We start from the raw sequence: 13,163 nt of genomic DNA on the forward strand, positions 1-13,163 counted from the left end.
ATTAATTGCGCATACTACAAGTATCCTTGCCTGAATTACCTTTAAGGAGGAAAGTTTTGTGAAAAATAATTTCTATAAAGTCTTCTCTATGTGGATTTTACAAATTTTATTTTATTTTACAACTGTACATGTGACGCATTATGAGCATGCTCTCATTTTTACAATTATATATGTAATCGTTAATGTACTATTTCTATTTTTGCCTGATAAAACCGCATTTGTTTTCTTCATATTGGGAACCATTATTTCGGTATTCTATTTATTCTATCAAGCGTGGCTTTACTTATGGAGTACATCAGATCAATGGGAGTACATTATTACTCACTTCCTGATGGTAGCAAACTTCTTCATTGTTTATATCTCAACACATCTATTAAAGAAAGTTATTCATGAGAATAAAGAATTAACTGAGCGTGTGAGAACGCTAGAACAATACATTGGAGAATCAAAATTATTAACGAGACAAGAATTCGAAAGAAGACAAGCATTATTAATAACTGCAATGAATCGTCGCAATGAATCAGGTATTATCATATACTTCGATTTCGCTTCCTTTAGTAAATACACGAAAGAAAGCGTCATGGACCGTGTAGCTTCATTATTAGTTGAAACGGTAAGAAATGACTTTGACCTTGCTGCTGAATACGATAGCAATACACTGGTTATTTTACTACAAAACACAAATGAAGCCGGTGCTAACATTGTAATGAACCGCCTACAGCCAAAAATGGGGCAATGGCTTGCTGCTGAAGCAATTCAAGATATAAAAATTTCGCGAGAGCAAATCGGAAGTAAAGGACCGACATTATTATGATGACGCTTGTTATACTCCTTTTATTTCTTTTATTCTGTGTACTCGTTTTTTGGATTAGCATCGCATTTTCAATTAAATACGTACTTATTTTTACAGCCTTTCTATTCTCTGGCTTACTCGTTTATTATTCTTTCTTAACACTCGCAGGCTTAATTCACCGAAATAGTAAACGAAAAGATCGTACGCTAGAACATTATCCGAGCGTTGATATTTTAATACCCGCCCATAATGAAGGGGTCGTTATTAAAGATACATTAGAGGCGATGGCAAAGATTGAATATCCAGGCAAACTAACTGTTTATTTATTAAACGATAATTCTCAGGATGAAACACCTGAAATTGGTGATGACTTTGACAAAGCTTATGCTCATATCCGTCACATTCTTGTCCCGCCTGGTGAACCAAAAGGAAAATCACGTGTATTAAACTATGGGCTTAGTATTTCGAATGGTGAATATTTCTGCGTTTACGATGCGGACAATCAACCTGAACCACATGCTCTGCGAATGCTTGTCGAACATGCTGAAACAACCAAAGATGCCGTTGGGGCTGTTGGACACGTTCGTACAGTCAATGAAAACAGAAACTGGCTGACACGAATGATTTCACTAGAGTTTCAAATCTTCCAGCTCCTTATGCAATCTGGACGCTGGTTACTATTCCAAACAGGTTCACTAACAGGAACGAACATGCTTCTTCGTCGCTCTGCCTTAGAAGAGCTTGGTGGCTATGATCCTTATGCAATTGCAGAAGACGCTGAATTAACATTACGAATTACACAAAAAGGCTATCTCTTACCAATCGTTCCAGAATCGATTACATGGGAACAAGAACCTGAGCATTTAAAAATTCTTATTAAACAACGTACACGTTGGCTCCAAGGAAATCTCTATATTTTAGAAAAGATGTTTTCTTCATTAAGTTTCTTTAAAGGGAAACTTCTTGTCCATTCCTTACAGCAAGTGTTAGTGTATGTCGTATTTTGGCTATTTTTAATCATTTCAAACGTTTGGTTTGTCATTGGACTACTCGGGATATTCCAGATTCAATATAGTATTCCGTTACTATTTATGTGGTATGTTGCATATATTACATATGTTTCGCAATTATTTAGTGCCCAGAGCGTCGAACGAACCTTTACACCGACGAATATTTTTATTAGCGTCATCATGTACTTTACGTACGCACAGCTCTTCACGTATTTATTTATTCGCAGTCTAATCTTATACTTACGTGCAAAGAGCAAGAAACAAGTCATCGGCTGGGATAAAACCGTTCGATTCAAAAAAGATAAATAATAAAAATAAGCACAGAGCGCCGTATGCTCTGTGCTTATTTATTGCCGTATAAATTATATATCAGACAATACCCCTTAGCTGAAAGTAATTTCACGTCCATCCCCCAACGAACGATCGACCTTCATTTATATACGAAAAAGTGATTGCTATTTTTGTAGAACCAATTGCTTCTCTTGCTGATCTTTGCGCGTTTCAGTCTTAGGTTCCGTGCTTTCTTGCACATTTCGATGTGCCACACGTTTCAAACAAATATGCTTCCACTTTCTTTCGTAACGTTTCATTATTCTAGATGTCCCCCTTGAATGCGCTTTAAAACTATTTGAAATCGCTTACAGGAAATAATATAGCACATATACATAAAAGTGACAACACATTTCCGACATATTTTTGACAAAAATATGAATAGAATTCATAAAATATCGAATGTTGTCGAAAGTTATCATTTTTTCTTCGTATAAAAGGCATACTACTTATATAGTACAGTATTTTATTTCCCTGATTTGTATTTAAAATCTCTTCTATATAAAATGAAACTTTAATCAGTGGGGCTTTATTCATCCCCCACTTAACTTCTTTGCTTTTGCTGAATTTTGAGGTGGGTGTCTTACTGCCACAAATAGAGGGATAAAAAAGGGCTGATATGAAATCAGCCCTTTTCCTTCTATTATTTATGTTGCTTCATACGTCCTTCTTTTTGCAATTCTTTAAATAATGCTGCCATCATAAAGAAAATAACAAAGACGAATGGGAATGCCGCAATAATAGCTGCCGTTTGCAATGCTTCTAATCCACCAACATATAATAAGGTAGAAGCTATCGCGGCTAGAACGATACCCCAAACCATTTTAATGCGGTTCGGTGGATTTAAACTACCATGCGTCGTTAACATTCCTAAAACAAACGTCGCAGAATCTGCTGATGTAATAAAGAATGTTGCAATAAGTAGAATACCTAAAACTGATAAAGCTGATCCAAAGCTACCCATCTGATCGAACATAGCGAATAATCCTACTTCTGTTCCCATCTCTTTCACTTTGTCGAAGATATGCGCATCACCAAACAGCTCCATATGAATACCAGTCCCGCCGAAAACAGAGAACCAAAGTGCACCAATTACGGTCGGAACAAGTAACACACCAATAACAAACTCACGAATCGTACGCCCTCGTGACACACGAGCAATAAATGTACCTACGAATGGTGACCATGCAATCCACCATGCCCAATAGAAAATTGTCCAAGACTGGATCCATTGATTTCCGCCTTCATCCAATGGACTTAAACGGAAACTCATGCCTGGCAATTCCTGAATGTAAGAACCAATCGTTGAAGTGAAGTAATTCATAATAAAGTTTGTTGGACCTGCAAATAATACAATTATCATAAGTGCAAATGCCAAAATAATGTTCGTATTACTTAAATATTTAATTCCTTTATCAAGACCGGTTTGCGCAGATAACATGAAAAGAACTGTTACGATTGCGATAATAACTAACTGTGTCGTTAATGAATTAGGGATAGATGTTAAATAGCTAACACCACCTGCAATTTGTTTTGCCCCAAGACCTAATGATGTCGCAACACCAAACACAGTCGCGAACACAGCTAACACATCAAATGAATGAGCAATACGCCCATGTTCCCCGCCCTTAAATAACGGACCTACTGTCGCACTAATTGTACTTGCTTTTCCTTTTCTAAAAGTGAAGTACGCAATACATAACGCTACAAACGCATATAGTCCCCAAGGATGTAATCCCCAATGGAAAAATGAAAAACGCAGTGCAAGACGCGCACTTTCCTCAGTTGCACCATCTCCAAACGGAGGTGCGTATAAATGGTTTAATGGTTCCGCAACACCCCAGAAAACTAAACCGATACCCATACCAGCACTAAATAACATAGCAAACCATGTCATATAACTATAATCAGGTTCGTCATCATCTTTACCTAAACGAATAGAACCGTATTTCGAGACAATTAAAAAGATGGACACACCTAAAACGATAGAAACAGAAATAATATAAAACCATCCAAACTTACTAACTAGTGCAGTTTGAATTGCAGTTGTTACATTTCCTAGGCTACCTTGTCCAATAATAGATTCGGGAATAATCCCCCAAATTGTAAATGCAATACATAATGTTAATGAAACGATGAATGTCTTTGTCAGTTTCCTCATCAAATCCCCCTTCGTAGGTTTCACTTTTGTAAATAACATAAATTCCGATATGTTAAATCGGATAGAAAACTATAATTTTTGCGGTGATTTTCTTTCAAATCTCTTACTTTCACCTTCACCAATTAGAATTCTTATAGACAGCCTTACCTTCCGTATAACCTTTTCACTCTGCAAGAGCTACAAGGTAGAAATACTGCTGCCAAATTGTGCGAGAAAAATGCGGATGGGAATGTATTTTCCCAAAAAAGGATGTGTTACATATGTAAAAAAGGGCAAATTCCTTCCTTGCAACCTTTTCTTCTTGTAACAATTATGCGGTTTTTTTACTAGTATATAGCACATGTTTATAGCTTCACAAACGAAATGTTTATGTTTATATAACTATATTACCCATAAAACGGTAAAATACTCAAGGAATGTAACTGTATAGTAAACGTTTTGTAATACTGTCGTAACATTTTTATTTACGACGAAAAAAATATGTTGTATTAAATATTTTGAATATAACTAGAAACCTACTAATCATATAGAATGAAAAACGCTTTCCTATATTTTTTGTTATATTACAGGATGTTAACGACTGATTACGAATGGTTTGTAATTGTGTGTTTTCCCCAAATCCGAAAAAATCTGTTGCTATAATGAGGACACGAAAACAAACGCAATGGAGGCTATCATGAAAAAATTAATTGGTATAGCAACAGCAGCAGTTTTTGGTCTTGGGATTTTCACATCATCTGCCAATGCAGAAACTGTTGTAACAACAGACGTACTAAACGTACGCGAAAACCCTACTACTGAATCAAAAGTTGTCGGTAAATTACTAAACGGTAATAAAATAGATGTTCTAAATACAGAGAACGGATGGTCAAAAATCACTTTAGATGGTAAAGACGCATTCGTAAGTGCAGAGTTCACAAAAAGCATCTACTACGTAACAGCTAACGTATTAAACGTACGTGCTGAAGCGAACACAAACTCAGAAATTCTTGGAACGTTGAAGAAGGACGATATGATCGAAACAACGAACCAAGTACAAAATGAGTGGTTACAATTTGAATATAACGGGAAAACAGCTTATGTTCATGTTCCTTTCTTAACAGGTACAGCACCTGTTATTGAGAAACAAGAAACACCAGCTCCTGCTAAAGCTGCAGCACCAGCTCAAGCTCAAGCACCTGTAGCACAAGCAAAACCAGCTGCTAAGCCTGCTGTGAAAGCTGCTGAAACTAGCGAACCTTCTGGTGGTCGTGAGTTAACAGTTGTAGCTACAGCATATACAGCTCACCCGAGCGAAAACGGTGGCACATATGGCGGCCGTGTATTAACTGCAATGGGTCATGATTTAACTGCGAATCCAAACATGAAAATGATCGCTGTTGATCCGAAAGTAATCCCATTAGGATCTAAAGTATGGGTTGAAGGTTATGGAGAAGCTATCGCTGGAGATACTGGCGGTGCAATTAAAGGTAACCGTATCGACATTCTACTTGGATCAGATAGCGCTGCCCAAAAATGGGGACGCAAAACTGTTAAAGTGAAAATTTTAAAATAACCAATGACTGCTAAATAAAAGCCGGTTCTCTTTGTTGAGAGCTGGCTTTTATTTATTTATAATAGCTATGAGGAGGCTATTATCATGAATGTACAAGTAAAAGTAGACTGGATTGGTACACCAAAACCTTATATATATAAAGACGAAGTAACATATGATGCTACTTCCATTGATTTTTCACTCGCCGGCGATGACAATCGCTATAAATTAATTGTGCTCGGCCATGAAGGAAATATACATTACAAAATTGTACAATACGGGATAAAACCAGGCTCACAAAAGCCATTTCCTATCGATATTCCATTCGAACAAGCAATGCTACCGCTAGTCGAACAAATAGTAAAGGATCCGTATGTACAAGCGACATTAAAGCAGACACGCTTCTGACCGCAAAAAGACTATCTCAATTACAAGAGATAGTCTTTCTTACGTTAACGAGTCGGACCAGATACTTCCCCTGGTTTCAACGTATTATTTGTACCAAGAGAATGATACAGCATCTTCCCATTCACAGTTACGATATGATAATCTAAATTTCATTTTTTCTGTTTTGAGCATTTTTTGTTTATAATGGTAAAGGAAAGAAATATGTGTACGGAGGAATATTATGCTGCAACACTCAATTACGAAAGATGAAATTATGATGATTGCGAATGAGTTCGTTCAAGGACTAGATCCACAGCAAACAGCTGATCAGGAACATGTCGCTACAGCTCGGCACCTATATCGTAGTGGTGTTGTCTACAACGTTGACTTTGATGGTTACACGCTATCAGGAACTGTAGATGCTGAAGGCAGCGTATATAGCGTTCATATCCCGATTCGTAACGTCGCTGAAAGCTATTGCGATTGCTTCGCACCAACGCAATGTGAGCATATGCTCGCTGTGTTACTATCTGCAGCGTCTAGTTTCGGGCAAGTAGGAGATGTATTAACTTTATTTAAAAATAATACGAAACCTTCTCTTCCTCCTATTCGAACTGCAAGACAAGTATTGCAATCATCAGCTTTTGAAGAAACGGATTATAAAAGTTGGCAATCATATTTTGACAACGAATATGAATCATTTAAAAAAGAACAAGCTCGGCTTACTTATAAACAAATGTATTTTCTTATGAGTATTTTTACAGACTTCTATACGAAACTCGAGCGGAAAGCTCCGCGTATCATTGCGATACATGAATTGTTCAGACTACACGCGGCACTTTATTGCTTTCAAAAATTATTAGAAGAAATTCAGGCATTCGAAGTAAATAAAACGTATTCTTATCACCAACCTGTTAACGTCGTTCGCCTATTTGTGGATAAAGTGGAATCCATCGTTCGGGACCTACAATCAGAAGCGATTCCTTTAGAGTCTGAATCAATTTTACAAGAAACTGCTCGTCTCGTTCACGAAGTATTCTTCTCCACTGATGCCTATACACAGGAGAGATTTTTTATTTATCGTCACATATGGAGTGAACTGTTAAACAATAAAAATCAACTGCAAGAAGAAGAAAAACGAATTGTCACGAAAATAAATCCACTTTCCAAAGCATTAGCATCTTCTCATCTATTCTTTTTAAATGACGAAGACCTACTAGCAATGGACTTACTAAAAAAACAGCCTGCTTCTGTTGTAAGTCTTTATTTCTATTGGTTAGAAGAGCTATTAAGCGCCATGCAGTGGGATCGCGGAAAAAACTGGCTTTCGTTTACGTATAAACAAGTAAAGAAAACCATACATGAGCACGAGGATACAATCTTCATAAAAGATATCGTTCGGTTATTTGTAATCATGTACGAAACATATGCAACGCATACAAATGAACAAGCTGGATTCGAAATGATTTTACAAGAACTATTACCGTATAGTTTCACAAACTACGAACAATACGTACTCGCGAAGAAGCAGTATCGTACATGGTCCGAACTTCATCTCTTATATGGATTTGAAGCAATTGAACTATTGAAAGAGCCATTGAAAGATATTGAAAAAGAAGCGCCAGAAGCGGTACTTCCTCTTTATCATCTTGCTGCTGTAGAGGCCATTGAAGAACGAAACCGTAAATCATATAGACGTGCAGTTCGCTACTTAAAGAAATTACGTACATTATATAAACGTTTAAAACGCACCGATGAATGGGATGCTTTCATTATTCATATCGCCAATCTACATTCACGCCTTCGTGCACTACAAGAGGAATTACGGAAAGGAAAATTAATCGATGATCAATCAAACTGAAGTAACAATTAGGCTCCAGCATGTTAGTCAAGGTTGGTTCCTTTGGGGCGAAGATGACAGCGGTACTCCATTATCCGTAACTAGTTGGAAACGAAATGCATTTACATGGCACGCCACTTCCTTCTATGGCACGTTTCTAAAAGAAGCAACCTTTGAAGGGAAACAAGGTGTTATGCTAACAAACGCACAAGCATTTGAATACATCGCAAACAAACCGATGAACTCCTTTGCACATATTCAAATGAACGATCCTATTACAGCACTTACGAAAGATGCAAATGAATTATGGGATGCCTTCGTAAGCGGTAGCTTCGTACCCGATATGGAACATTGGTCCAAACAACCATCTTGGAAAGTTCAAAATACACCAATCGAAGATGACACATTAGCAACGCTTTTCTCAACCTCGGTAAATGAAAGTATATTGCAAGATAACCGATCAAATGACGGATGGGAAGATGCAAAGAGACTATACGAACATTACGACTTTACGAAAAGACAGCTGGAAACAGCGCTACATGAAGAAGATTGGCTTCGAAAAATCGGTTACATTGAAGATGACCTTCCCTTTACAATTGGACTAAGACTGCAAGAACCACAAGAGGAATTTGAAATGTGGAAGCTTGAAACGATTGTGGCACCAAAGCGCGGGGCACATCGCATATATGTATATGAAAACATTGATTCCTTACCGAAAAGATGGCACGATTACGAAGAGCGTATTACGGAAACGCAAGAAGGCTTTAGTAAGCTCGTACCGTGGCTAAAAGAAGGGGATACGTTCAGAAAAGAACTGTTTGAAACGGAAGCTTGGAATTTCTTAACAGAAGCAAGTGACGAGTTACTTGCAGCTGGTATTACAATTTTATTACCATCATGGTGGCAAAATTTAAAAGCAGCAAAACCGAAGCTGCGTGTACAGCTGAAGCAAAGCACAGCACAAACACAATCTTTCTTCGGCATGAATACGCTCGTTAACTTTGATTGGCGCATTTCAACGAACGGAATTGATTTATCGGAAAGCGAATTTTTCGAACTCATTGAACAAAACAAACGATTATTCAATATAAATGGTCAATGGATGCGACTGGATCCAGCCTTTATTGAAGAAGTAAGAAAACTAATGAACCGTGCCGATAAATACGGACTAGAAATGAAAGATGTCCTCCAGCAACATTTATCAAACACTGCTGAAACAGAAATTGTGGAAGAAGATAGTCCGTTTACTGATATTGAAATCGAACTAGACGGATATTATGAAGAGCTATTCCAAAAGCTACTCCATATTGGAGATATTCCAAAAGTAGATGTCCCTACTTCACTAAACGCAACACTTCGTCCGTATCAGCAACACGGCATTGAATGGTTATTATATTTACGACAACTTGGATTTGGGGCATTATTAGCGGACGATATGGGACTTGGGAAAAGTATTCAAACGATCTCTTACTTACTATATGTAAAAGAAAACAAGCTCAAAACAGGTCCTGCATTAATCGTGGCGCCGACATCCGTTCTTGGAAATTGGCAAAAAGAATTTGAGCGTTTCGCACCAAATTTACGCGTTCAATTACATTATGGAAGTAACCGCGATAAGGGAGATTCATTTAAAGATTTTCTTCAATCAGCAGATGTTGTATTAACGTCTTATGCGTTAGCTCAACTTGACGAGGAAGAACTTACTTCGTTATGCTGGGACGCTGTTATTTTGGATGAAGCACAAAATATTAAGAACCCACATACGAAACAGTCGAAAGCAGTACGCAACTTGCAGGCAAATCATAAAATTGCTTTAACTGGTACACCGATGGAAAACCGACTTGCCGAGCTTTGGTCCATTTTCGACTTTATTAATCATGGATATCTTGGCAGTTTAGGACAATTCCAGCGCCGCTTCGTCACACCGATTGAAAAAGACCGTGATGAAAGAAAAATCCAACAAGTCCAACGCTTTATCTCACCATTTTTACTGCGTCGAACGAAGAAAGATCAAACAGTCGCATTAAACTTACCAGATAAACAGGAACAGAAAGCTTACTGCCCACTAACTGGTGAACAGGCTTCCTTATACGAGCAACTTGTTCAAGATACATTACAAAATGTTGAAGGGCTAAGCGGGATTGAACGTCGCGGGTTCATATTACTAATGTTGAATAAACTAAAACAAATTTGCAATCACCCTGCTCTTTATTTAAAAGAAACAGAACCGAAAGATATCGTTGAACGTTCTATGAAAACAAAAACGGTAATGGAACTAATCGAAAATATTAAAGATCAGAATGAGAGCTGTTTAATCTTTACCCAATACATCAGCATGGGAAACATGCTAAAGAGCATATTAGAGGAAACATTTGGTCAGCGCGTCCTCTTCTTAAACGGCAGTGTGCCGAAGAAAGAGCGTGATAAGATGATCGAACAGTTCCAAAACGGAACGTATGACATTTTCATCTTATCCTTAAAAGCTGGCGGAACAGGCTTAAACTTAACTGCCGCTAATCATGTCATTCACTACGATCGTTGGTGGAATCCAGCTGTAGAAAATCAAGCAACGGACCGTGCATATCGTATTGGTCAAAAACGATTCGTTCATGTTCACAAACTTATTACAACAGGAACATTAGAAGAGAAAATTGATGAAATGTTAGAACGAAAACAATCTCTAAACAATGCGGTCATTACAAGTGATAGTTGGATGACTGAACTATCAACAGACGAATTAAAAGAATTACTTGGTGTATAAACAAAAGGAGCAAATCTCGAAATGAGATTAGCTCCTTTTTCTATTCCAAAACCAATTACTTATTATAATTCCTGTCAATCCGCCGCACGTATCAAGTAATGTATCTTGCCACATCGGTGTACGGTCTCCCGTAAACCATTGATGGATTTCATCCAATGTTGCATACCCTGCAACGAAAAGAAGGGCATATATAAAGCATCTTTTTCTCGAACAACCCGATCGATGAAAAGCATAATACGTCAAAGAACCGAGCATGAAGAACACCATAAAATGAGCACCTTTACGAAGGAAAAATTCAACAAATCCGCCCACACCTTTATTTGCAATACTAACAGGTGTACCTCCACCATAATCGATAGATACCCATGAAAAATGCTCTTTCACAAACTCAACATTTACATATTGTTCAATATCCGAGCGCATATCCTGTTTTTTATATGGTTGTGCTGAGGAATAAAAGATAAGCCCCATCCATAGTAATACAGGAATCCAAAATAACCATTTACGATTCATTCTTCCGAAACCCCTCTCTTAGTCTTTTAAGAGTACCAAAAAAAAGAAAAAATTTCACGCCAAAACATGACATTTGCCCCCTATTTATAAAGTGAAAGGGGGTGATAAACATGGCAGTTGAAACAATCGTAATGGATTTAACTCTACGTCTTGTATTAAACAATGGATTAGATAAGAATGGAAAAACAACTTTGAAGAACAAACAATTTAAACGCGTTAAAACAAATGCAAACTTAGAGCAAGTACACAACGTAGCCCGTGCCCTTGCTTCCTTACAAGAATCATCACTTCACGCTGTACAACTTGTAAGTACTTCAGATCTTGCTAACGTATAAATAATAAGGAGGGAATAAAGCATGCAAGTACTCGAATTGATTTTCACGAAAGAAGATGGAAAAACAGTTGTTTTTTCTATCGATAAGCCCATCACACCCGTCGATGCACAAGTCGTAAATCAAGTAATGGATACCATTCTTGCGTCATCTATATTTTCATCAATTGATGAAAATACCCGAAAAAAAGGAGCCCGTCTCGTAGAAAAAAATGTATCCGAAGTTCCAATTACTCTATAAAGTAAAACTTTAATCAGTGGGGATTTTGTTCATCCCTACTGATTATTAACCTTCACCAATCGGGCATTTACAGGCAGTAAGGCTCCCAACTAACTTCTTCTCTCCAGCCGAATTTTGAGATAGGAGTCTGACTGCCCACAAACAGCGGAATAAACGAAAAAGACGAATCTGCATTATTTTGCAGATTCGTCTTTTTTCTTCGGCATTTCAATCGGAATAAAAATCTTTGAAAAACCGACGCATACATATTTATAATTTTCTCCACCTAAATCGAAATCAGTCGTATATGTTGAGAAGAAAATATAATCATTTCGCTTTGTATAATGGTCGATTAATAATCCAACTTGTGGCTCAACATACTTTTTCGCCAACTTCTTACCTGCCGATGCTAAATCGCCAAGAAGACCCTCTTCATTTTCTTTTTGAACCTCATCTAGCTTCTTACTTACATCATTACGTTTCATAAACTGCTTCGCTGCCCAATCCGTATATTCTCCTTTACTCGGATTACTATTCGCTAAATAAACTAGGAGAACAACAGCTAGAACTATAATAATATACTTTTTCTTCATGCTATATCACCGCCTATTCTTTTCTATTTTCATATATATGTACAAGCGATGCAAATTAGAAAGACTATCATCTGTTGATTGTAAACGAATAACTAAAATTTACAATATAAAACAGAATATTAATAGTGACTTTACAAAATTTATATATAATTATATTCAGAATAAAAATTACAAGGGAGGCATTATACTAATGAACAATGAAAATGATATTTTTATTTCTAGTTCTACAATGATGTTAGAGCCATGTAAGCACCCCTCTTACCGTACAAAAATTATCGACAGTAGCGGGAAGCACCTTTACTCCCGCCAAACCGCTCTCCAGCTCATACAGAAATCTTGTCTAACAGATGTTTATTCTACTTATCAGGGCAGACGTAATGCAGTCCAAGCAAACTTTAAATTCAAACAAAACGTTCCGATTTCAATTAATCATAAGGAATATATTTGCGCTTTTCCAACAGAATCTCCTGCTTCTCCAAACTGTATTTGGTTGTTCTACAAGCATATCCATACAATAGAGTTTTTCAAAAAACTAAAAAAGCTAAAATTTTTTTCTCAAACGGATTTACCGTAACGATACAAATTAGTTCCCATAAGTTAAGTCAGCAATTATGGAAAGCTGGATATGTTTTATCCCAAATGAACATGCAAGATTCACTACACTCATAAAACCTCATGCCACATTTACTA

The 13,163-nt window shown here is 37.1% G+C and carries 12 protein-coding genes and 1 pseudogene; 9 read left to right on the forward strand and 4 right to left on the reverse strand.

Translation table 11 applies throughout. The features are described 5' to 3' along the window. The first annotated feature begins 58 nt into the window (after positions 1 to 58). Both ACUN26_RS22625 and ACUN26_RS22630 read left to right on the forward strand, forming a co-directional pair. Positions 59 to 814 carry a diguanylate cyclase domain-containing protein gene (locus ACUN26_RS22625; RefSeq protein WP_000794326.1) on the forward strand — a complete coding sequence of 252 codons (756 nt, stop codon included), beginning with the start codon at positions 59 to 61 and terminating at the stop codon, positions 812 to 814. Continuing rightward, entirely contained in the window at positions 811 to 2,112 is a 1,302-nt protein-coding gene (locus ACUN26_RS22630) for a glycosyltransferase family 2 protein (RefSeq protein ID WP_000988736.1), read from the forward strand. Before ACUN26_RS22625 ends, ACUN26_RS22630 begins: the two co-directional genes overlap by 4 nt. A 146-nt stretch (positions 2,113 to 2,258) precedes the next feature. Here the strand turns inward: ACUN26_RS22630 and ACUN26_RS22635 are convergent, their stop codons facing one another. Next, entirely contained in the window at positions 2,259 to 2,393 is a 135-nt protein-coding gene (locus ACUN26_RS22635) for a hypothetical protein (protein ID WP_000833064.1), read from the reverse strand. 383 nt (positions 2,394 to 2,776) lie between these two features. Next, complete coding sequence (gene opuD, locus ACUN26_RS22640; protein ID WP_001230123.1) at positions 2,777 to 4,294, reverse strand: glycine betaine transporter OpuD; 1,518 nt, start codon at positions 4,292 to 4,294, stop codon at positions 2,777 to 2,779. Between the two features lie 676 nt (positions 4,295 to 4,970). Here opuD and ACUN26_RS22645 point away from each other — a divergent pair. The 4 genes from ACUN26_RS22645 (at position 4,971) to ACUN26_RS22660 (ending at position 10,816) form a co-directional block, all read left to right on the forward strand. Then, entirely contained in the window at positions 4,971 to 5,849 is an 879-nt protein-coding gene (locus tag ACUN26_RS22645; protein WP_000733308.1) for a cell wall-binding protein EntA, read from the forward strand. A gap of 84 nt (positions 5,850 to 5,933) precedes the next feature. Continuing rightward, positions 5,934 to 6,236 (forward strand): DUF3910 family protein, encoded by a 303-nt coding sequence (locus ACUN26_RS22650; RefSeq protein WP_001102789.1) that lies wholly within the window; start codon positions 5,934 to 5,936, stop codon positions 6,234 to 6,236. A 220-nt stretch (positions 6,237 to 6,456) separates the two neighbouring features. After that, positions 6,457 to 8,076: an SWIM zinc finger family protein gene (locus ACUN26_RS22655; RefSeq protein WP_000939155.1), complete on the forward strand. Its 1,620-nt coding sequence runs from the start codon at positions 6,457 to 6,459 to the stop codon at positions 8,074 to 8,076. Further along, entirely contained in the window at positions 8,060 to 10,816 is a 2,757-nt protein-coding gene (locus ACUN26_RS22660) for a DEAD/DEAH box helicase (RefSeq protein ID WP_000610103.1), read from the forward strand. The genes ACUN26_RS22655 and ACUN26_RS22660 overlap by 17 nt, the downstream gene beginning before the upstream one ends. A gap of 27 nt (positions 10,817 to 10,843) precedes the next feature. Here ACUN26_RS22660 and ACUN26_RS22665 read toward each other — a convergent pair whose 3' ends face one another. Continuing rightward, a complete protein-coding gene (locus ACUN26_RS22665) occupies positions 10,844 to 11,329 on the reverse strand; it encodes a VanZ family protein (RefSeq protein ID WP_001080720.1) in 486 nt (161 codons plus the stop codon). 110 nt (positions 11,330 to 11,439) lie between these two features. On the opposite strand from ACUN26_RS22665, the gene ACUN26_RS22670 reads away from it, so the two are divergent. Then, on the forward strand, positions 11,440 to 11,664 hold the full coding sequence (locus ACUN26_RS22670) for a DUF1659 domain-containing protein (protein WP_000257697.1): 225 nt from the start codon (positions 11,440 to 11,442) through the stop codon (positions 11,662 to 11,664). A 21-nt stretch (positions 11,665 to 11,685) separates the two neighbouring features. Then, positions 11,686 to 11,901 (forward strand): DUF2922 domain-containing protein, encoded by a 216-nt coding sequence (locus ACUN26_RS22675; protein WP_001197606.1) that lies wholly within the window; start codon positions 11,686 to 11,688, stop codon positions 11,899 to 11,901. Between the two features lie 173 nt (positions 11,902 to 12,074). Here the strand turns inward: ACUN26_RS22675 and ACUN26_RS22680 are convergent, their stop codons facing one another. Next, the gene (locus tag ACUN26_RS22680; RefSeq protein WP_000731398.1) at positions 12,075 to 12,473 is read right to left on the reverse strand and encodes a DUF4359 domain-containing protein; all 399 of its coding nucleotides are present in this window, start codon (positions 12,471 to 12,473) and stop codon (positions 12,075 to 12,077) included. Positions 12,474 to 12,663: 190 nt separating this feature from the next. Between ACUN26_RS22680 and ACUN26_RS22685 the strand changes: the two are divergent. Further along, positions 12,664 to 13,142: pseudogene (locus tag ACUN26_RS22685) on the forward strand (competence protein ComK). Positions 13,143 to 13,163 lie beyond the last annotated feature (21 nt).

It is taken from the genome of Bacillus sp. WC2503, from assembly GCF_052682895.1.

Coding starts and splice junctions, on each gene's coding strand:
- ACUN26_RS22675 (WP_001197606.1), top strand. CDS start 11,686: ATGCAAGTACTCGAATTGATTTTCACGAAAGAAGATGGAAAAACAGTT.
- ACUN26_RS22680 (WP_000731398.1), bottom strand. CDS start 12,473: ATGAAGAAAAAGTATATTATTATAGTTCTAGCTGTTGTTCTCCTAGTT.
- ACUN26_RS22665 (WP_001080720.1), bottom strand. CDS start 11,329: ATGAATCGTAAATGGTTATTTTGGATTCCTGTATTACTATGGATGGGG.
- ACUN26_RS22670 (WP_000257697.1), top strand. CDS start 11,440: ATGGCAGTTGAAACAATCGTAATGGATTTAACTCTACGTCTTGTATTA.
- ACUN26_RS22630 (WP_000988736.1), top strand. CDS start 811: ATGATGACGCTTGTTATACTCCTTTTATTTCTTTTATTCTGTGTACTC.
- ACUN26_RS22655 (WP_000939155.1), top strand. CDS start 6,457: ATGCTGCAACACTCAATTACGAAAGATGAAATTATGATGATTGCGAAT.
- opuD (WP_001230123.1), bottom strand. CDS start 4,294: ATGAGGAAACTGACAAAGACATTCATCGTTTCATTAACATTATGTATT.
- ACUN26_RS22650 (WP_001102789.1), top strand. CDS start 5,934: ATGAATGTACAAGTAAAAGTAGACTGGATTGGTACACCAAAACCTTAT.
- ACUN26_RS22660 (WP_000610103.1), top strand. CDS start 8,060: ATGATCAATCAAACTGAAGTAACAATTAGGCTCCAGCATGTTAGTCAA.
- ACUN26_RS22645 (WP_000733308.1), top strand. CDS start 4,971: ATGAAAAAATTAATTGGTATAGCAACAGCAGCAGTTTTTGGTCTTGGG.
- ACUN26_RS22635 (WP_000833064.1), bottom strand. CDS start 2,393: ATGAAACGTTACGAAAGAAAGTGGAAGCATATTTGTTTGAAACGTGTG.